Consider the following 19,769-nt stretch of genomic DNA (forward strand, 5'->3'; position numbering starts at 1 on the left):
CACCGTGCACTCACTCCGTAGTGAGCTGTTTCGTCAGCCACTCGTGGAAGAGCCCGATGTGGTGCTCGGTCGGCACCAGCACCCCGCCCTCGCGGTAGGCGCGTGACGCCATCGCGGGCTGGGTGCGCTCGCAAGCCGCGAAGTCCTGCGTGTTGACCCGGTGGAAGAGCTCCACGGAGTGCGTGAGGTCGGCGCCGGACGCGACGACGTCGGGTGCGTACAGCCAGTCGCACTCGACGACCGTGCGGTCCTCGGCCAGCGGGAACATGCGGTGCAGGATGACGTGGTCGGGGACGAGGTTGACGAACACGGTCGGCTTCACGGTGATCGCGTAGTAGCGGCGGTCCTGGTCCTCCGGCACCTCGGGGAGACGGCCGAAGCCCGCGCTGCCGTCGACGGTGAAGCCGCCGACCTCCTCGCCGAACGCGGCACCGTGCCCCACGTAGTACTGCGCGGCGAAGCCCTCCGCGAACTCCGGCAGCACGTCGGTGAGTTCCGGGTGGATCGTCGCGCAGTGGTAGCACTCCATGAAGTTCTCGACGATCAGCTTCCAGTTGGCGCGCACGTCGTACGTGACGCGTTTGCCGAGCGCGAGCCGCTCGGTGCCGTACCGCTCGATGGACGCTTTGTCGCCGAGGCGTTCGACCGCGGCGCCCATGACGGTCTCCTCGAAGGAGGGCGGCTCGTCGGCCAGGCACACCCACGCGTAGCCGAGCCACTCCCGTAGGGCAACCTTCACCAGGCCGTACGCGGTGCGGTTGACGTCCGGCATCTTCGTCAGGCCGGGCGCGGCGATCAGCCGGCCGTCCAGGTCGTACGTCCAGGCGTGGTAGGGGCATTGGAGGGCGCGGCGCACCTGGCCGGACTCCTCGGTGCACAGTCGGGCGCCGCGGTGGCGGCAGACGTTGAGGAAGGCCCGCAGTTCTCCGGTGCGCGAGCGGGTGACGAGGACGCTCTCACGCCCCACCCGCACGGTGCGGAAGGCGCCCGGCCTGTCCAGGTCGGCGGCGCGCACCGCGCAGAACCAGAGCGCTTCGAAGACGCGTTCCTGCTCCTGCCGGAAGATCTCCGGGTCGGTGTAGTAGCGGCCGGGGAGGGTCGCGGTGAGGCTCGGCGGCAACGGAGTCGTCGTCACGGTTCTCGTACTCCTCAACGGTGCTTGTCAGGCAGGCGCGGCGGCGAGGCGGCTGGGGTCGAAGAGCTCGATGGGGTGTCCGGTGGCACCGTCGAGGGCCAGGTCGGCGAGGATCTCGCCGACCACGGGCACGAACTTGAAGCCGTGTCCGGAGAAGCCGGCCGCGACGGTCACCGACCCGGGGTGCTCCGGATGGCGGGCGATCACGAAGTGCTCGTCGGGGGTGTTGGAGTACATGCAGGTGGCAGCTTTGACGAAGCCGCCGGGGAGGTCGGGGAGCAGCCGCCCCACCTGCTCGGCCATGGCGACGATCTCGTCATCGTGGACCGTCCGTTCGATGGTCTCCGGAGTGCAGGGCGTGCCCTTGCGGAAGAAGGCCACTTTCGCTCCCAGGGCGGGTCCGTCGATGGCGGGGAAACCGTAGACCTGGACGCCTTCCGCGTCCTCCCAGATGTAGATCGGATGGTTCTCGGGGAGGAAGGGGCCGACTCCTCCGGAGGGCTGGAACCAGTACATGACCTGCCGTTCGATGGTGAACGGCACGCTCAGGTCGGTCAGCAGCTGAGGTGCCCACGCGCCCGGGCAGATCACCAACTGCCCGGCGGTGTAGGTGTCCTCCGCGGTGTGGACGCGCACTCCGTCCTTGTACGGCTCCCACCGCGTCATCGGCTCCTCGAAGTGCAGGTCGGCGCCGTGCCGCGTGGCCAGCTGGAGATGTGCGGCCACCGTGTTCTCGGGCCGGACGAGACCCGCCCGCGCCTCGTACAGGGCCACCTCGTCGTCGGCAGGGGTGAGCGTCGGGAAGCGATGGCGGATCTCCTTCGCGTCGAGCATCTCGTGGGGCAGGCCCCACTGCTCGGCGGAGCGCAGAGATCCGGTCACCGTACGGCTGTCGGGCCGCCCGAGCATCACGCCGCCGCACAGGGTGGCGATGTCGCGGCCGGTGTCGCGTTCGAGGCGGTCGTAGAGCTCGTAGGCGCGCAGCAGCAGCGGTACGTACGCGGGGTCCTCGAAGTACGACTGGCGGGTGATGCGCGAACCGCCGTGGCTTGAGCCGCGTCGATGTACCGGGCCGAACTTCTCCAGGCCGAGGACGCGGGCGCCGCGTGCGGAGAGATGGTGGGCGGCGGCGCTGCCCATGCCGCCGAGGCCGATCACGATCACGTCATGGGTGGGGGACACCGTTGCCTCCTGGCGGTCGGCGGGCGGGATGGGTCAGCGGCGGATGCGGGTCATCTCCGGGTCGAACAGGGGCTCCTCGGCGACCGTCGCGGGAACCTTCTCGCCGAAGTACTCGACGGTGACACCGGCACCTGGCTCCAGGGGCGGCAGCCAGGCATAGGCGACGCAACGGCCCAGGGTGTACCCGTAGGAGGCACTGGTGACGTATCCGGCCGGGGCGCCCTCTACGTAGACGGGCTCTTTGCCGAGGACGACCGCCGTGGGGTCGTCGAGGAGGAGGGCGGTGAGCTTGCGCGTGGGCGACCCCAGCCCTTCGAGTGCCGAACGTCCCACGAAGTCACCCTTGTTCATCCGGACCGCGAAGCCGACACCGGCCTCGTAGGGGTTGTGTTCGGTGGTCATGTCCTGGCCCCACGCCCGGTATCCCTTCTCCAGGCGCAGGCTGTTGAAGGCGGACCGGCCCGCCGCGATCACGCCGTGCGCGCGGCCCGCCTCCCACAGCGTGTCCCAGAGGCGGAGCCCGAGATCCGCGCTGGTGTACAGCTCCCAGCCCAGTTCACCGACGTACGACAGGCGCATGGCGGTCACCGGCACGTGTCCGATGTACGTCTCCTTGGCCTTGAAGTAGCCGAACGCCTCGTGCGAGAAGTCGTCACGCGTGAGCGGCTGGACGAGCGCGCGGGCCAGCGGTCCCCAGACACCGACGCAGCACGTCCCCGAGGTGATGTCCCTGAGGTGCACGTCGTCGGGGGCGTGGCGGAGCAGCCAGGCGAGGTCGGCGGGGGAGTTGGCGCCCACCTGGAACCGGTCGGGGCCGAGCCGCGCCACGGTCAGGTCGGAGCGGATGCCCCCGGCCTCGTCGAGCAGGAGGGTGTACGTGACCGAACCGGGCCTCTTGGCGCAGTTGTTGGACGTCATGCGCTGGAGGAAGGCGAGGGACCCGCTGCCGGTGACCTCGAGGCGGCGCAGCGGTGTCATGTCGTAGAGGGCGACCCGTTCGCGGGTGGCGCGCGCCTCGGCCGCCGCGACGGGCGACCAGTGACGGGCCGCCCACGCGTCACGCCCGGGCACCTCGATGCCTTCCGTCAACGGAGTGTTGGCCTCGTACCAGTGCGGGCGCTCCCAGCCGCCGCCCTCCAGGAAGACCGCGCCCAGCTCCTGCTGCCGGACGTGGAAGGGGCTGACCCTCAGGGGCCGCGGCCGGTCCGGCGGCTGGAGCGGGTGGATGACGTCGTAGACCTCGACGAACTGCTGTGCCCCGCGCTCGGCCACGTACGCGGGGGAGCGCTGCGCGTCCTCGAAGCGCGTCAGCTCGCAGTCGTGCAGGTCGAGCGAGGGCCGTCCGTCGACCATCCACTCGGCGACCGCCCTGGCGACGCCCGCCGAGTGCGTGACCCAGACGGCCTCGGCCAGCCAGAAGCCCCGCAGCTCACGGGACTCGCCGAGCACCGGCATGCCGTCGGGCGTGAAGGAGAAGACGCCGTTGAAGCCCTCCGCGATCTCCGCCCCCTTCAGGGCCGGGAGCAGCCGGCGGCAGTCCTCCCAACTGGGCGCGAAATCCTCCTCGGTGAAGGGGTACGAGGAGGGCATGTCCTCCGCGTCGTCGTACGCCGGGACAGCGAACGGGTCGACGGGCAGCGGCCGGTGGGCGTACGACCCGATGCCGACGCGGTCGGTGTGCTCACGGAAGTACAGGTCCCGGTCCTGGTGGCGCAGGGTCGGCCGCGACGCCTCGGTGCGCGGGTCGTTGAGCCCGGCGAGCTCGGGCAGGGGCGTGGTCTTCACGTACTGGTGGGCGAGCGGCAGCAGGGGCACGTCGACGCCGGCCATGCGCCCGATCACCGGACCCCAGAAGCCGGCCGCCGAGACGACGTGGTCGGCGGGGAAGGTGCCGCGGTCGGTGGTGACGCCGGTGACGTGGCCGCCGTCCCGCTCAATGCCCGTCACGGTGTGCCGGTCGAGAAAACGTGCTCCACGCGCGCGTGCCCGTTCCAGCTGCGCACGGCAGGCGGGCACGGCGCGGGCCAGCCCGTCGTCGGGTGTGTACAGACCGCCGTACACCTGTGTCGCGTCGATGAGCGGCCACAGCTCCTTGCAGCGGGCGGCGCCGACGAGCTCGGCGCGCACGCCCCAGGAGGCGGCCCATCCGGCCTTGCGGTGCAGGTCGGCCCAGCGCTCGGACGTGGTGGCGAGCTCCAGACCGCCCACCGGGTTGAAGCAGGAAAGGCCGTCCACCTCCAGGGCGGTGAACTTCTCCACGGTGTACGCGGCGAACGCGGTCAGCGTCTTGGAGGGGCCCGTCCGGAAGACCAGGCCCGGCGCGTGCGAGGTGGAGCCGCCCGGTGCGGGCAGCGGCCCCTGGTCGAGGACGGTGACGTCGGTCCAGCCGCGGGCGGTCAGCTCGTCGGCGAGCGAGCAGCCGACGATGCCGGCCCCGATGACGACCACGCGGGGCCCGCGGGACCGGGCGGCGCTCACAGGACCACCACCGATCGCAGCACCTCGCCCCGGCGCATCCGCGCGAACGCCTCCTCCACCTCGTCGAGCCGAAGGGTCTCGGAGACGAATCCGCGCAGGTCGAGACGGCGGCTGAGGTACTGGTCGACGAGGATCGGGAAGTCCCGGGTGGGCAGGCAGTCGCCGTACCAGGACGACTTGAGGGCGCCCCCGCGCGAGAAGATATCGATCAGCGGCAGATCGACGGTCATCTCCGGATCGGGCACTCCGACCTGGACGAGCACGCCGGCGTGGTCACGCATGTAGAAGGCCTGTTTGTACGTCGACGGGGTGCCGACCGCGTCGATCGCGACGTCGACGCCGTGACCGCCGGTCAGCTCGCGCACCGCCTCGACAGCGTCCGTGCCGCGCGAGTTGACGGTGTGCGTGGCGCCGAACCGCGTCGCACCGTCCAGCTTGCCCTCGTCGATGTCGACGGCGATGACGCGGCGCGCCCCGGCCAGCGACGCCCCGGCGATCGCGGCGTTCCCGACGCCGCCGCAGCCGATGACGGCGACGGTGTCCCCGCGGCCCACTCCGCCGGTGTTCACCGCGGCCCCGTACCCCGCCATCACTCCGCAGCCGATCAGGGCCACGGCCTCGGGTCGGGCCGCCGGGTCGACCTTCACGGCCTGCCCGGCGGCGACCAGGGTCTTCTCGGCGAAGGCGCCGATGCCGAGGGCGGCGCTCAGCGGGGTGCCGTCGAGGAGGGTCATGGGCTGCGCGGCGTTGCGCGAGTCGAAGCAGTACCAGGGGCGGCCGCGGAGGCAGGAGCGGCAGGCCCCGCAGGGCGCGCGCCAGGCGAGCACGACGCAGTCGCCGGGGACGAGATCGGCGACGTCCGCGCCGACCGCCTCCACGGTGCCGGCCGCCTCGTGGCCGAGCAGGAACGGGAAGTCGTCGTTGATCGCGCCTTCCCGGTAGTGCAGATCCGTGTGGCAGACCCCGCAGGCCTGTACGGAGACGAGCACCTCTCCGGGGCCGGGATCTGGCACGACGATCGTCTGCACCTCGACGGGTGCGCCCTTCTTCGGGGCGACGACGGCACGGACCTCGTGGGGCACGGCCAGACTCCTCTGCTGTTGCGCACGGCGTGGCGGTGTTGTTGCGTACTGCACGTTCGGTTGCGCTATGAGAGACATACTGGGAACGCCATCAAGAGGCCGTCAAGAGGGCGGAGTCAAGCCTTCGCGAAACGGTGGACGCCGGGGTGCGGGCAACGCACGAAAGGGCGGGGCCGGAGACTTCCGGCCCCGCCCTCCCGTCGAGTGTCAGAAGCCGTACCCCATCCGGCGGGACAGCTCGACGGCGGCAGCGACGGTGCGCTTGGCGAGCTCGGTCAACCGCTCCTCGGTCAGCCGGTAGACCGGCCCGGACGCGCTGAGCGCCCCGATCACCTTGCCGTCGTGCGCGCGCACCGGCGCCGCGACCGCGGCGAGGCCCACTTCCAACTCCTCGACGGCGACGGCGTATCCCTGCCCGGTGACGGCCTCCAGCTCGCGGCGCAGCGCCACCGTCCCGGTCACCGTGTGCTCGGTGAGCCGGGGCAGGGTGCGGGCCATCAGGCCCTCCCGCAGCGTCGTCGGCAGATGGGCGAGGAGCACCTTTCCGCTGGACGTGGCGTGCAGCGGGGTGCGCCGGCCGAGCCAGTTCTGCGCGGTCACCGACGCCGGGCCCCTGGCCTGCATGATGTTGACCGCGGCGTCGTCGTCCAGGACCGCGATGTTCACCGTCTCGCCCAGCTCGTCCGCGAGCTCGCGGCAGACCGGGCCGCCCTCCTGCGAGATGTCCATGCGCACTGCCGCCGCCCCCGCGAGGCGGAGTACGCCGGCGCCCAGGAAGTACTTCCCGCGGTCCTTGGCCTGGCCGACCAGGCCGCGGTTCTCCAGCACGCCGAGGAGCCGGAAGGCCGTCGACTTGTGGACGCCCAACTCGTCGGCGATCTCGGTGACTCCGGCCTCCCCGTGCCGCGCCAGGATCTCCAGCACGCTCACCGCGCGGTCCACGGACTGGACGGATCCGGCCGCGCCTTTCGCCTGCCTCTCCCGCGGCTCACCGCGCGGTTCTCTGCCCTGATCAGCCTGTTTCCGGTCGCCCGTCATACCTGAACCCTCACCACCTTGCGGCCTGTTGAAGCCGCGTCTTCGGGAAGCCCTTGACGCGATGGGCGCCCCACCCGGATTCTGTTGCGCATGGCGCTCTCTCATGCGTCATGCGAAACAGCATGTTACCGAAGGGTCTGGGACCCCCGAGGGCCCAGGACCGCGCCGCATGACATCAGAAATGACAGCGGGAACGACCCAGAGGGGGGCCCATGATCCCCGTATGCCGCCTTGAAGACCTCCCCGCGGGCGAATCCGTCCGCCTCGACACCACACCGCCCGTCGCGGTGTTCAACGCCGACGGTGAGCTCTTCGCCATCGACGACACGTGCAGCCATCAGGACGCGTCCCTTTCGGAGGGCTGGCTGGAGGGCTGTCTCGTCGAATGCCCGCTGCACGCCGCGTCCTTCGATCTTCGCACCGGCCGGCCCGTCTGCCTGCCCGCGCGCCGCCCCGTACGCACGCATCAGGTGTACGTCGAGGACGGCGTCGTCCATGTGCGCCTCGCGGCCACCGACGCGGGAGTCACCGATGCGGGAGCCACCGACGTGGGAGCCACTGGCGCGGGAACCGCCGGCCAGGGGTCCGCGGCATGAGGACCGTCATCGTGGTGGGCGCCTCACTCGCCGGCCTGTACGCCGCGCGGGAGTTGCGCGCCCAGGGGTTCGACGGCCGCCTGGTCCTCATCGGGGACGAGCCGCACGCGCCGTACGACCGGCCGCCCTTGTCCAAGGGCTTCCTCACCGGAGACATGGACCAAACCCAACTCGCCCTATCCGACGAGGAGGAGACGGCGGAGCTCGCCGCCGAGTGGATCCTCGGCACGCGCGCACGGGCCCTCGACGCGCGGGGCCGCACGGTCGTTCTCGACGACGGCCGCACCCTGGCCGGCGACGGCGTCGTCATCGCCACCGGGGCGTCGGCACGCCGCCTGCCCGGGCCCCCGCTCGCGGGCGTCCACACGCTCCGAACCCTCGACGACGCCCGCGAGTTGCGGGCGGAACTGAACCGCGGCCCGCGTCGGGTGGTGGTGATCGGCGGCGGCTTCATCGGCGCCGAGACCGCGTCCTCGTGCGTGGCACTGGGGCATGACGTCACCGTCGTCGAAGCCGCACCGCTGCCGCTCGTGGCCCAGCTCGGGCCGGAGATGGCGTCGGTGTGCGCCGGGCTGCACGCGCGCGGTGGGGCCGGACTGCTGACGGGGGTCGGGGTGGCGGCGCTGCGCGGCGCGTCCAGGCTTGTGTCGCCGGGCGCCGGGAGTGCGGGGGGCTCGGGGAGTGTGAGGGGTGCGGAGGGCGCCGGGGGCGCTGTCACCGCTGTGGAGTTGTCCGACGGCCGGCTGCTGCCCGCCGACGTGGTCGTGGTCGGCATCGGGGTGACCCCCAACACCGGCTGGCTCGCGGGCTCACCTCTCGCCGTCGACGACGGCGTCCTGTGCGACGACGGCTGCGTCACCGCGCTGCCTCAGGTCGTCGCGGTGGGGGATGTCGCCAGGGTGGGCGGAATCCGCGCCGAGCACTGGACGAGCGCGACAGAGCAACCCCGCGTCGCGGTACGCAACTTGCTCGCCGGGCGCACCGTGGAGTCGGTGTGCCCGCTGCCGTACTTCTGGTCGGATCAGTACGGCTCCCGCGTGCAGTTCGCCGGGCGCCGGGGCGAGGGTGACACCGTGCGCATCGTCGAGGGCTCGCCGGAGGGAGTGGGGGAGGGTGGCGGCAACGGGTTCCTCGCCGCGTACGAGCGCAGGGGCAGGACCACGGCGGTCCTCGCGGTGGACCGCGCCCGTCCCTTCATGAAGGCGCGCAGGGCCTTGGCGGCGGAGCGGGCAGCCGAGCGGGCGGCGGAGCTCGCTGCGGTCTGAGGCGGCGCCCTGAGGGCGTTACGGGTGACCGCTCACAGTCAGGAGCCCACGCTCAGCAGGTCGCACTCAGGAGTGCGACAACTGCCCCGACCCGCTGCGTCCTTGTACGCGGTCGCGTCCCTGTATTCGGTCGTACCCCGACGCACGGTCGTATCCCTGTGTGCGGTCGTACCCCTGTATGCGTTCTTTCCCGCGCGCCGCGGCCCGTGCCTGGCGGCGGGCCCGGCGCCGCTCGCGCCGCAGCCGCCGTGCCGTACTGCTCGGCATCGACACGACCCCGTGCCGTTGGTTCCACACCTGGCGGGTCACCCACACGTCGAGCACGCCCCAGGTGGCCACGACCGTGCTGGCCACGCTGCTCAGGACCATGGGGAAGGAGAGCCAGGAGCCCGCCAGGGCGGCGAGGACGGCGACCATCGCCTGCACGAGGGTGACCGCCACTATGATCACGGCCCGCACCGCGGCCGTCCGCACCGGATCGGGCAACCGCCTTCTGCGGGCGGGCTCCTCGACCCACAACGGCGGCCGCTCGGCCGAACGCTCCCGCTCCCGCGGACCGGCCCCATGCTCCTGCGGACCGGCCCCGTCCGCCCCGGCCCCGGACTTCCTGTGGCGCTCTGCCGTGCCCATCATCTCGTCACTCCCCCCGCTACTCGCGGTCGTTCACAGACACCAACTCACCACTGGCTGCCCGTTTTGCCGCGCTTCATGTCGCCTGCCCCCGTGACCTACCGGTGGCGCGCCGGTGACCTCTCCTCGATCCGCGGCTCTCTTCCTCATGGACGAACGAGAGATCAGAAAGATTCCCGCTCCGGTTCCGCGAAGCGAAGAGATCCGGCCAACTGGCGTGCCAACAAAGGCGGATGAAGCCTCCAAGTAGGTGCCACATGCTGGGACGCAATCTCCCGTAATGGAGGGACAACTAGGGACGTCCTTTTCGCGTCACGGCTGAAAAGCGTTCGGATGCACCTTCGAGTTGCCCGTGAGTCAGTAGTAGGCTCGCGCCGTTTGTTGACGCACATGTGTGCCCCTGGCCCATGCAACGGCCGCAGGGGGCCGATCTGGGGGAGGCCATGCGCTTTCGCGGGAAGTCCATCCGCCGGAAGATCGTGGCGCTGCTGCTCGTGCCGCTGCTCTCCCTCACCGCCATCTGGGGCTTCGCCACCGTCGTCACCGGTCGCCAGGCGCTGAGCCTCATCGACACGGTGAACGTCGTCGACAAGCTCGCCTACCCGGTCGAGGACACGGCGCGCGTGATCCAGCAGGAGCGCCGACAGACCCTCGTCTACCTCGCCGACCCCCGGGCCTCGGACGCGCTCGCAGCGCTGCGCCGCAGCCGCACCGCGACCGACGAGATGGTCGACAAGATCCGGGCCAACGCCCAGGACCCGGACGTCCGTGACGGCGTCAACGGAGACTCACGGAAGCGGCTCGACGAGCTCGTCGAAGCCTTCGACGGCATCGAGCCGCTGCGCAGGAGCGTCGAAGAGGGCACGATCACCAGGGCCGGCGCCCTGAAGATGTACACGAAGCTGATCGACCCCTACTTCGACCTGCTCAGCACGCTCAACGGCTTCTCCGGTCTCGACGACATGAAGTACGACCAGCAGGGCCGGGCGCTCGTCGGCGCCACCCGCGCGCGTGAACTGCTCTCCCGCGAGGACGCGTTGATCGGTTCCGCGCTCGTCGCCGGCCGGATCACCAAGGCCGAGATCCGGCAGGCCACCGAGCTCCGCGCCCAGCGCTCCCTCCTCTTCGAGGTGAACTTCGCGCAGCTCCCCGAGGACGACCGCGCCCGCTACGAGCGCTACTGGAACGGCACCGAGACCACCCAGCTGCGCAAGGCCGAGCAGGACATCATCGAGTCCGGGCCCGACAAACAGCGCGCGGTCACGTCGAGCCAGTGGGACCAGGCCGCGGGCCGGGTCCTCAAGCAGCTCTCCGAGAGCAACAACGCGGCGACCGACCGCTTCCAGGACCGCGTCGAGCCGGCCGCCGTCGGCGTGATCGTGCGGGTCATCGCGGCAGGCGTGCTCGGCCTGCTGGCGCTGCTCGTCTCGCTCTTCCTGTCCGTACGCATCGGCCGCGGCCTCATCCGCGACCTGCGCCGGCTGCGGCTGGAGGCCCACGAGGCGTCCGGGGTCCGGCTGCCCGGCGTACTGCGTCGCCTGGCGGCGGGCGAGCAGGTCGACGTGGAGACCGAGGCCCCGCGCCTCGAGTACGGCAAGGACGAGATCGGCCAGGTCGGGCAGGCCCTCAACACGCTGCAGCGCGCCGCCGTCGAGGCCACCGTCAAACAGGCCGACCTGCGCCGCGGCGTCTCCGAGGTCTTCGTCAACCTCGCCCGCCGCAGCCAGGTCCTGCTGCACAAGCAGCTGACCCTGCTGGACGCCATGGAGCGCAGGACCGAGGACACCGACGAGCTCGCCGACCTGTTCCGTCTCGACCACCTGACCACCCGCATGCGGCGGCACGCCGAGGGTCTCGTGATCCTCTCCGGCGCCGCCCCGTCGCGGCAGTGGCGCAAGCCGGTCCAGCTCATGGACGTGGTCCGCGCCGCCGTCGCCGAGGTCGAGGACTACGAACGCATCGAGGTGCGCCGCCTGCCCCGCATCGCGGTCACCGGGCCCGCGGTCGCCGACCTCACGCACCTCATGGCCGAACTCCTGGAGAACGCCACGGTGTTCTCACCGCCGCACACCGCGGTGCAGGTGCTCGGCGAGCACGTCGCCAACGGCTTCACCCTGGAGATCCACGACCGGGGCCTCGGTATGACGGCCGACGCGCTCCTGGACGCCAATCTGCGGCTCGCGGAGACCCCCGAGTTCGAGCTGTCGGACACCGACAGGCTCGGTCTGTTCGTGGTCAGCAGGCTCGCACAGCGCCAGCGCGTCCGCGTGTCGCTGCAGCCCTCTCCGTACGGCGGCACGACCGCTGTCGTCTTCATTCCCGAGTCACTGCTCACCGACGACGTCCCCGACACGGGTGGCGCGGGCTTCCGCTTCGACCGGGCGCAGACCAGGGAGGCCGTGGCGGGCTCCGACAAGGCGGCCGACCGCGCTGCGGCGCTCGCCCAGGTGCCCGTGCAGCTGCCGGGCCTGCCCGCCTCCGTCCTGGACGGCCCCGTCGAGCTGGAGGCGCCCGTCGGCCTGGCCGACCTCGACGCCTTCCCCGGTGCCCTCGGCGACGAGGAGAGCGAGCGCGGCGGCCTCTTCCGGCCGCGCCGCCGGGTGGCGGGCACGCCCGGCGAACAGCATCAGCAGGCTCGCGACGACCGCGAGGCGAGCCGCGGGGAGCCGACCCGCAGGGGCGCCGCGCCCACCGGAGCCGAGGACGACGCCGGCGAGGACGCCCACTCCGGAGGGCCCGTCCCGCTGCCGCGCCGCAGGACCCCGAAACTGGTCCGCTCGAACGGCCGCCCGGTGGCGCACACCAGGCCGCAGGACAGCCGTTTCCCGGACGTCAGGCCGCAGGAGAGCCGGTTCCCCGACGACAAGCCGCAGGACGGCCGGTTCCCCGACGGCAAACCGCAGGACAGCCGGTTCCCGCAGGACAGCCGCCGATTCCCGGACGACAGGCGGTCCGACAGCCGGTACCCGGACGACAGACAGTTCGACAGCCGGTTCCTGGACGACAGACAGCCGGAGAGCAGGCCCCTGGCCCCGGCCGCAGAGGACGAGATCCCGCGGCGCCCGCAGTCGCAGCCCGCCTGGCCCGACCTGTCGCCCCCGCACCACGACGTCACAGCCGTCGACGACGCGTCGACGGACCTCCCCCGGCGCGGCCGCCGTACCGCCGCCCCCGACACCGCCGCCCAAGACCGCGCCACCCCGGACCGCGCCCCCTGGGACGGCACCGGGCTCCGCCCAGCGGCGGCGCCCGACCCCGACACGACCGCTACGGGCGGGCTGCCCCGCCGCGTCCGGCAGGCCAACCTGGCCCCGCAGTTGAAGGACGGACCCGACCGCCGCCCCCGACGTGCCGAGACCCGGCCGGAGGAGCGCGACGCGGACGAGGTACGCAGCCGCATGGCCTCGCTCCAGCGGGGCTGGCAGCGCGGCCGCGACGAGAACGCCGCGGGCGACGACGCCACGAACGGCACAGCACCAGGAACGACATCCGAGGGGGACGGTCGATGACCGCACCGAATGCCGACGCACGCACCACCACGACCGGCGGGAGGAGGGAGCTGAACTGGCTCCTCGACGACCTGGTGCAGCGCGTCGCCAGCATCCGCAAGGCGCTCGTGCTCTCCGGAGACGGCCTGCCGACCGGTGTGTCGAAGGACCTGACCCGGGAGGACAGCGAGCACCTCGCCGCCGTCGCCTCCGGGTTCCACAGCCTCGCCAAGGGGGTCGGCAGGCACTTCGAGGCGGGCAGGGTCCGGCAGACCGTGGTCGAGCTCGACGACGCCTTCCTCTTCGTCACGGCCGCGGGCGACGGCAGCTGCCTCGCCGTCCTCGCGGAGGCGGACTCCGACGTCGGCCTGGTGGCGTACGAGATGACGCTGCTGGTCAAGCGGGTCGGTGTGCATCTGGGTACGGCGCCGCGCACGGATCTGCCCGCCGGAGGGTAGTGGGAGGTCATGAGCGAAGACGGTCGAGGGACGCAGAGAACAACAGAGGCCACGCGGAAGTTACCGAAGGCGCAGGAGGCGCCCCGCTGGTTCGACGACGACGCCGGTCCCGTAGTGCGTCCGTACGCCATGACACGCGGCCGCACCACGAGCCCCGGGCAGCACCGGCTCGACCTGATCGCGGTCGTCATCACCGAGGACCGGGCGTCCGGCGTCCACGAGGCCGACCAGACGCTGTCTCCGGAGCATGTGGACATCGTCGAGCTCTGTCGCGACACACCCCAGTCGGTCGCCGAACTGGCGGCCGAACTCGACCTGCCCGTCGGCGTGGTCCGCGTCCTCATCGGCGATCTCGTCGAGGACGAACTGGTGCACGTGACCCGTCCGGTGCCCCCTGCCGAGCTCCCGGACGAGAGTATTCTGCGCGACGTGATCAGCGGCCTCCGGGCGCTCTGAACAGCGCGGAAGCGGGAGTGAGAACGTGACTGGCTGGCAGTTCTGGGTCGACAGGGGCGGCACCTTCACCGACATCGTCGCAAGGCGCCCGGACGGCAGCCTCCGCACGCACAAACTCCTCTCCGACAACCCGACGCGCTACCGGGACGCGGCGGTCGCGGGCATCCGAGAACTGCTCGCCGACGCGAAGACGGGCGACGGTACGTGGACCGGCGGCAGCACGGAGGCGGGCCACGGCAGGCAGGCGGGCGACGGCGGTGACGCCGCGCCCGTCGACGCCGTCCGCATGGGCACCACCGTCGCCACCAACGCCCTCCTGGAGCGCAAGGGAGAGCCCACCGCCCTGGTCATCACCCGGGGCTTCCGCGACGCGCTCCGCATCGCCTACCAGAACCGCCCACGGGTCTTCGCCCGCCAGATCGTCCTCCCCGAACTCCTGTACGACCGCGTCATCGAGGTCGACGAGCGCGTCACCGCCGACGGCGACGTGCTGCGCCCACCCGACCTGGAGGGCCTGACGGGCCCCCTGCGCGCCGCGTACGAGGACGGAATCCGCTCGGTGGCGGTGGTCTGCGTGCACAGCCACCTGTACCCCGCCCACGAACAGGCCATCGGCGAGCTCGCCGTCCGCGCCGGCTTCCCGCAGGTCTCGCTCTCCAGCGAGGTCAGCCCCCTCATGAAGCTCGTACCGCGGGGCGACACCGCGGTCGTCGACGCGTATCTGTCACCGGTTCTGCGCCGCTACGTCCAGCACGTCGCCGACGAACTCCACGGCGTGCGGCTGATGTTCATGCAGTCGAACGGCGGTCTCACGGAAGCGGGCCGGTTCCGCGGCAAGGACGCGATCCTGTCCGGTCCCGCGGGCGGCATCGTCGGCATGGCGCGCCTGTCGCGCCTCGCGGGCTTCGACCGCGTCATCGGCTTCGACATGGGCGGCACGTCGACGGACGTGTCGCACTACGCCGGCGAGTACGAGCGGGTCTTCACCACGCAGATCGCCGGGGTCCGGCTGCGTGCCCCCATGCTCGACATCCACACCGTCGCCGCGGGCGGCGGGTCGGTGCTCCACTTCGACGGCAGCCGCTACCGCGTCGGCCCCGACTCGGCGGGCGCCGATCCGGGCCCGGCGAGCTACCGCGGCGGTGGACCTCTCACCGTCACCGATGCCAACGTCGCCCTCGGCCGCATCCAACCCGCCCACTTCCCGGCGGTGTTCGGGCCGAACGGGGACCAGCCCCTCGACGGCGACCTCGTCCGCGACCGCTTCACCGCCCTGGCCGAGGAAATCCGCGCGGCGACGGGCGATGACCGCACGCCCGAGCAGGTCGCCGAGGGCTACCTGCGGATCGCGGTGGCCAACATCGCGGGCGCCGTCAAGCGCATCTCCGTACAGAAAGGCCATGACGTCACGCGCTACGCCCTGACCACCTTCGGCGGCGCGGGCGGCCAGCACGCGTGCATGGTCGCCGACTCACTCGGCATCCGCACCGTCCTCGTACCGCCGATGGCCGGTGTGCTCTCCGCCCTCGGCATCGGCCTCGCCGACACCACGGCGATACGGGAGCAGTCCGTGGAGATGCCGCTGGAGGCTTCGTCGATGCCGCACGTCCGCAAAACGGCGGACGACCTGGAGAGCGCGGCCCGCGACGAACTCCTCGCCGAGGACGTGCCGACCGACCGCGTCCGCGTCACGCGCCGCGCCCAACTCCGCTACGACGGCACGGACACCGCCCTGACCGTGGAACTCACGGACCCGGACACCATGACCCGGGACTTCGAGGACCGCCACCGCGCCACCTACTCCTTCACCCTGGACCGGCCCGTCGTGGTCGAGGCCCTCTCCGTGGAGGCCACCGGAGGCACCGAACCACCCGATCTCTCGGCCCTCGCGGGCGCGGTTCGGCCGGGCACCCCGCAGCGGGTCGGCCTCCACACCGGCGGCAGCCGACGCGACGTACCCCTGCACCGCCGCGAGGAGCTGCCGCCGGGCCGGACCGTCACGGGACCGGCGATCATCACCGAAGCCGGTGCCACCACCGTCGTGGACGACGGCTGGGAGGCGTCGACCACGGAAGCGGGCCATCTGCTCATGGAACGCGTCACCGCGCCGGAGAGTTCCACCGCGGGCACCGCGGCCGACCCCGTGCTCCTCGAAGTGTTCAACAACCTCTTCATGTCCATCGCCGAACAGATGGGCGCCCGCCTGGAGTCCACGGCCCAGTCGGTGAACATCAAGGAGCGTCTCGACTTCTCCTGCGCGCTGTTCGACCCCGACGGCAACCTCGTCGCCAACGCCCCGCACATCCCCGTCCACTTGGGCTCCATGGGCACCAGCGTGAAGGAGGTGATCGAGCGCCGTGGCACCGGCATGCGTCCCGGCGACACCTACGCCGTCAACGACCCGTACCACGGTGGCACGCACCTCCCCGACGTCACGGTGATCACGCCGGTGTTCGACAGGCCGGGGGAGCACGGCACTTCGGAGACGGACGGTTCTCCCGTGCAGCGGATCCTCTTCTACGTCGCCTCGCGCGGGCACCACGCCGAGATCGGCGGCATCGCCCCCGGCTCCATGCCGGCTGACAGCCGCACCATCGACGAGGAGGGCGTCCTCTTCGACAACTGGCTTCTTGTAGAAGACGGCCGTTTCCGTGAGGTCGAGACCCGCCGCCTGCTCACCGACGCCCCCTACCCCTCACGCAACCCGGACACGAACCTCGCCGACCTGCGTGCCCAGATCGCCGCCAACCAGAAGGGCGTCGACGAAGTCTCCCGGATGATCGACGACTTCGGCCTCGACGTGGTCCAGGCGTACATGAAGCACGTCCAGGACAACGCCGAGGAATCAGTACGCCGCGTGATCGACGTCCTTGAAGACGGCGAGTTCGCCTATCAAACCGACTCGGGCGCCACGATCCACGTCCGCGTCACCGTGGACCGCGCGGAACGCTCCGCGACCATCGACTTCAGTGGTACGTCGCCGCAGCTCGCCACGAACTTCAACGCCCCCTTCGCTGTGGTCAACGCCGCCGTCCTGTACGTCTTCCGCACCCTCGTCGCCGACGACATCCCGCTCAACGACGGCTGCCTGCGTCCCCTGCGCGTCATCGTGCCCCCGGGCTCGCTGCTCGCCCCCGAGCCGCCCGCGGCCGTCGTCGCGGGGAACGTGGAGACCTCCCAGGCCATCACGGGGGCGCTCTACGCCGCCCTGGGCGTGCAGGCCGAGGGTTCCGGCACGATGAACAACGTCACGTTCGGCAACGACCACCACCAGTACTACGAGACGGTGGCCTCCGGCTCCGGAGCGGGCGACGGCTTCGACGGGGCGCCCGTCGTACAGACCCACATGACCAACTCCCGGCTCACCGACCCCGAGGTACTGGAGTGGCGGCTGCCCGTCCTCCTGGAGGAGTTCGCCGTGCGACGGGGCAGCGGGGGCGACGGGAGATGGCGCGGCGGCGACGGAGCCGTGCGCCGCATCCGCTTCCGCGAGCCGATGACGGTCTCCACCCTGTCGCAGCACCGCAGGATCGCGCCGTACGGCATGGCGGGCGGTGCCACCGGCGCCCTCGGGGCCAACCGCGTGGAACGCGCGGACGGCACCGTCGTGGAGCTCGCGGGCAGCGACTCGGCCGACCTGGGCCCCGGCGACGTACTCGTGATCGAAACCCCCGGCGGCGGCGGATACGGAACGGCCCCGCGCGACACCACCAATGCACGCGACACCACCGATGCAGGAGAAGTGAGCGATGATCTTCAAGCGCAGTGAGCGCGGCAAGGCCCCCGTCGAGCCGGTCACGCTGAAGATCCTGGTGGCGGGCGGCTTCGGCGTCGGCAAGACGACCCTGGTCGGCGCGGTCAGCGAGATCAGGCCGCTGCGCACCGAGGAGACCCTCAGCGAGGCCGGCCGCCCCGTCGACGACACACGCGGCGTCGCGGGCAAGCACACCACCACGGTGGCCATGGACTTCGGCCGCATCACCCTGCGCGAGGACCTCGTCCTATACCTCTTCGGCACCCCGGGGCAGGACCGCTTCTGGTTCCTCTGGGACGAGCTGGCCACCGGGGCGCTGGGCGCCGTGGTCCTCGCCGACACCCGCCGCCTGGAGGACTGCTTCGCCGCCATCGACTACTTCGAACGGCGCTCCATACCCTTCGTCGTCGGCGTCAACTGCTTCGAAGGCGCCTCGCGCTACCCCACGGACACCGTGCGCCAGGCGCTCGACCTCGACCCCGAAGTGCCCGTCGTGCTCTGCGACGCGCGCGACCGCGAGTCCGTCAAGGAGGTCCTCATCGACGTCGTCGAACACGCGATGGCGGCGGCCGCGGCTTCCCGCGAGCACGCCACCACCTAGGGCGGCGACCGCCCTCAGCGGCCCGTACCCCCGCCGACCGGGGTACGGGCCGCAGCTCTGCCCGGCTCAGCCCTCGCCGTCCTCCAGCCAGCCGAAGCTCCGCTCCACGGCCTTGTGCCAGTTATGGAACTCGCGGTCCCGCGATGCGGCGTCCATCCGCGGCGTCCACTCCACGTCCTGCTGCCAGTGCGCCTTGAGTTCGTCGAGGTCGTTCCATACGCCGGTCGCGAGCCCGGCCGCGTACGCCGCCCCCAGACAGGTGGTCTCGGAGACCTTGGGGCGGATCACGGGCACGCCCAGGACGTCCGCCTGGTGCTGCATCAGGAGGTTGTTCTTGGTCATGCCGCCGTCCACCTTGAGGGTGGTGATCCGCACTCCGGAGTCCTGGTACATCGCGTCCACGACCTCGCGGGTCTGCCAGCTGGTCGCCTCCAGGACCGCTCGCGCCAGATGCGCCTTGGTGACGTACCGGGTGAGCCCGGTGACGACACCGCGTGCGTCGGAGCGCCAGTAGGGCGCGTACAGGCCGGAGAACGCGGGCACGATGTACGCCCCGCCGTTGTCGTCCACGCTCGCCGCGAGCGGCTCGATCTCGTCGGCGCTGCGGATGATGCCGAGCTGGTCGCGGAACCACTGCACCAGTGCGCCGGTGATCGCGATGGACCCCTCCAGGCAGTACACGGGCGCCTCGGAGCCGATCTTGTAGCCCATCGTGGTGAGCAGCCCGTTCTTCGAGGGAACGGGCCGGTTGCCGGTGTTGAGCAGCAGGAAGCTGCCCGTTCCGTAGGTGTTCTTGGCCGTCCCCGTGTCGTAGCAGGCCTGTCCGAAGACGGCCGCCTGCTGGTCACCCAGGGCGGAGGCGACGGGCACTCCGGAGAGCTGGCCCACGGCCGTGCCGTAGACCTCGGCGGACGACCTGATCTCCGGCAGGATCGCTTCGGGGATGTTCATCGCCGACAGGATCGAGTTGTCCCACTGGAGCGTCTGGAGGTTCATCAGCATGGTGCGGCCCGCGTTGGTGACGTCGGTGACGTGCCGGCCGCCGCCGGTGCCGCCCGTGAGGTTCCAGATCAGCCAGGAGTCGATGGTGCCGAAGGCGATCTCGCCCCGCTCGGCGCGGGCCCGGAGCCCCGGCACGTTGTCGAGCAGCCAGGCGGCCTTGGGCCCGGAGAAGTAGCTCGCCAGGGGCAGCCCCGTCTGCTCGCGGAAGCGGTCCTGGCCGTCCGCGCCGCCCAGGTCGTTGCAGAGCCCGGAGGTGCGGGTGTCCTGCCACACGATCGCGTTGTGCACGGGCTTGCCGGTGGCGCGGTCCCACAGGACCGTCGTCTCGCGCTGGTTGGTGATGCCGAGCGCGCTCAGCCGGTCGGCGCGGAGCCCGGCCTTGGCGATGGCTCCCGCGACCACCGCCTGCACCTTGGACCAGATCTCCGTGGCATCGTGCTCCACCCAGCCGGGCTTGGGGAAGATCTGGCGGTGTTCCCGCTGGTCCACGGCGACGATCGCGCCGTCCTGGTCGAAGATGATGCAGCGGCTCGAAGTGGTGCCCTGGTCGATGGCGGCGACGAATTTCTCGGAGCTGTCCGGCATGGCTACCCCTTGATGACCC

At 71.5% G+C, this 19,769-nt stretch carries 14 protein-coding genes; 7 read left to right on the forward strand and 7 right to left on the reverse strand.

All coding sequences use genetic code 11. The features are described 5' to 3' along the window. Nucleotides 1-10: 10 nt before the first annotated feature. The 5 genes from ACZ7LU_RS28230 to ACZ7LU_RS28250 form a co-directional block, all read right to left on the reverse strand. Nucleotides 11-1,135 (reverse strand): aromatic ring-hydroxylating oxygenase subunit alpha, encoded by a 1,125-nt coding sequence (locus ACZ7LU_RS28230; protein ID WP_471918343.1) that lies wholly within the window; start codon nucleotides 1,133-1,135, stop codon nucleotides 11-13. Between the two features lie 27 nt (nucleotides 1,136-1,162). Continuing rightward, the gene (gene solA / locus ACZ7LU_RS28235; RefSeq protein WP_471918344.1) at nucleotides 1,163-2,317 is read right to left on the reverse strand and encodes an N-methyl-L-tryptophan oxidase; all 1,155 of its coding nucleotides are present in this window, start codon (nucleotides 2,315-2,317) and stop codon (nucleotides 1,163-1,165) included. 33 nt (nucleotides 2,318-2,350) lie between these two features. Continuing rightward, nucleotides 2,351-4,795 (reverse strand): GcvT family protein, encoded by a 2,445-nt coding sequence (locus tag ACZ7LU_RS28240; protein WP_471918345.1) that lies wholly within the window; start codon nucleotides 4,793-4,795, stop codon nucleotides 2,351-2,353. After that, nucleotides 4,792-5,877 carry an S-(hydroxymethyl)mycothiol dehydrogenase gene (locus tag ACZ7LU_RS28245; RefSeq protein WP_471918346.1) on the reverse strand — a complete coding sequence of 362 codons (1,086 nt, stop codon included), beginning with the start codon at nucleotides 5,875-5,877 and terminating at the stop codon, nucleotides 4,792-4,794. The genes ACZ7LU_RS28240 and ACZ7LU_RS28245 overlap by 4 nt, the downstream gene beginning before the upstream one ends. Before the next feature lie 207 nt (nucleotides 5,878-6,084). Next, nucleotides 6,085-6,915, reverse strand: a complete 831-nt coding sequence (locus tag ACZ7LU_RS28250; RefSeq protein WP_468717607.1) for an IclR family transcriptional regulator — start codon at nucleotides 6,913-6,915, stop codon at nucleotides 6,085-6,087. Between the two features lie 212 nt (nucleotides 6,916-7,127). Between ACZ7LU_RS28250 and ACZ7LU_RS28255 the strand changes: the two genes are divergently transcribed. Next, nucleotides 7,128-7,511, forward strand: coding sequence for a bifunctional 3-phenylpropionate/cinnamic acid dioxygenase ferredoxin subunit (locus ACZ7LU_RS28255; protein WP_471918347.1), 384 nt, complete (start codon nucleotides 7,128-7,130; stop codon nucleotides 7,509-7,511). Next, nucleotides 7,508-8,776 carry an FAD-dependent oxidoreductase gene (locus tag ACZ7LU_RS28260; protein ID WP_471918348.1) on the forward strand — a complete coding sequence of 423 codons (1,269 nt, stop codon included), beginning with the start codon at nucleotides 7,508-7,510 and terminating at the stop codon, nucleotides 8,774-8,776. Before ACZ7LU_RS28255 ends, ACZ7LU_RS28260 begins: the two co-directional genes overlap by 4 nt. 66 nt (nucleotides 8,777-8,842) lie before the next feature. On the opposite strand, the gene ACZ7LU_RS28265 is transcribed toward ACZ7LU_RS28260, so the two are convergent. After that, the gene (locus ACZ7LU_RS28265) at nucleotides 8,843-9,406 is read right to left on the reverse strand and encodes a hypothetical protein (protein WP_471918374.1); all 564 of its coding nucleotides are present in this window, start codon (nucleotides 9,404-9,406) and stop codon (nucleotides 8,843-8,845) included. A 443-nt stretch (nucleotides 9,407-9,849) separates the two neighbouring features. Here ACZ7LU_RS28265 and ACZ7LU_RS28270 point away from each other — a divergent pair, with 443 nt between their 5' ends. The 5 genes from ACZ7LU_RS28270 to ACZ7LU_RS28290 are packed head-to-tail and all read left to right on the forward strand — an operon-like array spanning nucleotide 9,850 to nucleotide 18,163. Beyond that, nucleotides 9,850-12,915, forward strand: a complete 3,066-nt coding sequence (locus ACZ7LU_RS28270) for a sensor histidine kinase (RefSeq protein WP_471918349.1) — start codon at nucleotides 9,850-9,852, stop codon at nucleotides 12,913-12,915. Continuing rightward, the gene (locus ACZ7LU_RS28275) at nucleotides 12,912-13,352 is read left to right on the forward strand and encodes a roadblock/LC7 domain-containing protein (RefSeq protein ID WP_398312407.1); all 441 of its coding nucleotides are present in this window, start codon (nucleotides 12,912-12,914) and stop codon (nucleotides 13,350-13,352) included. Before ACZ7LU_RS28270 ends, ACZ7LU_RS28275 begins: the two co-directional genes overlap by 4 nt. A gap of 9 nt (nucleotides 13,353-13,361) precedes the next feature. After that, nucleotides 13,362-13,808: a DUF742 domain-containing protein gene (locus ACZ7LU_RS28280; protein WP_398312411.1), complete on the forward strand. Its 447-nt coding sequence runs from the start codon at nucleotides 13,362-13,364 to the stop codon at nucleotides 13,806-13,808. 25 nt (nucleotides 13,809-13,833) lie between these two features. Continuing rightward, on the forward strand, nucleotides 13,834-17,577 hold the full coding sequence (locus tag ACZ7LU_RS28285; protein WP_471918350.1) for a hydantoinase B/oxoprolinase family protein: 3,744 nt from the start codon (nucleotides 13,834-13,836) through the stop codon (nucleotides 17,575-17,577). Then, nucleotides 17,558-18,163 (forward strand): GTP-binding protein, encoded by a 606-nt coding sequence (locus ACZ7LU_RS28290; protein ID WP_398312417.1) that lies wholly within the window; start codon nucleotides 17,558-17,560, stop codon nucleotides 18,161-18,163. Before ACZ7LU_RS28285 ends, ACZ7LU_RS28290 begins: the two co-directional genes overlap by 20 nt. A 66-nt stretch (nucleotides 18,164-18,229) precedes the next feature. On the opposite strand, the gene glpK is transcribed toward ACZ7LU_RS28290, so the two are convergent. After that, nucleotides 18,230-19,750 (reverse strand): glycerol kinase GlpK, encoded by a 1,521-nt coding sequence (gene glpK / locus ACZ7LU_RS28295; protein WP_471918351.1) that lies wholly within the window; start codon nucleotides 19,748-19,750, stop codon nucleotides 18,230-18,232. Nucleotides 19,751-19,769: the final 19 nt, after the last annotated feature.

The organism is Streptomyces sp. NPDC039462 (assembly GCF_055639375.1).

Excerpts from the sequence above, each read along its gene's own strand:
- ACZ7LU_RS28275 (WP_398312407.1), top strand. The coding sequence starts at position 12,912 with ATGACCGCACCGAATGCCGACGCACGCACCACCACGACCGGCGGGAGG.
- ACZ7LU_RS28250 (WP_468717607.1), bottom strand. The coding sequence starts at position 6,915 with ATGACGGGCGACCGGAAACAGGCTGATCAGGGCAGAGAACCGCGCGGT.
- glpK (WP_471918351.1), bottom strand. The coding sequence starts at position 19,750 with ATGCCGGACAGCTCCGAGAAATTCGTCGCCGCCATCGACCAGGGCACC.
- ACZ7LU_RS28280 (WP_398312411.1), top strand. The coding sequence starts at position 13,362 with ATGAGCGAAGACGGTCGAGGGACGCAGAGAACAACAGAGGCCACGCGG.
- ACZ7LU_RS28265 (WP_471918374.1), bottom strand. The coding sequence starts at position 9,406 with ATGGGCACGGCAGAGCGCCACAGGAAGTCCGGGGCCGGGGCGGACGGG.
- ACZ7LU_RS28290 (WP_398312417.1), top strand. The coding sequence starts at position 17,558 with ATGATCTTCAAGCGCAGTGAGCGCGGCAAGGCCCCCGTCGAGCCGGTC.
- ACZ7LU_RS28260 (WP_471918348.1), top strand. The coding sequence starts at position 7,508 with ATGAGGACCGTCATCGTGGTGGGCGCCTCACTCGCCGGCCTGTACGCC.
- ACZ7LU_RS28255 (WP_471918347.1), top strand. The coding sequence starts at position 7,128 with ATGATCCCCGTATGCCGCCTTGAAGACCTCCCCGCGGGCGAATCCGTC.
- ACZ7LU_RS28270 (WP_471918349.1), top strand. The coding sequence starts at position 9,850 with ATGCGCTTTCGCGGGAAGTCCATCCGCCGGAAGATCGTGGCGCTGCTG.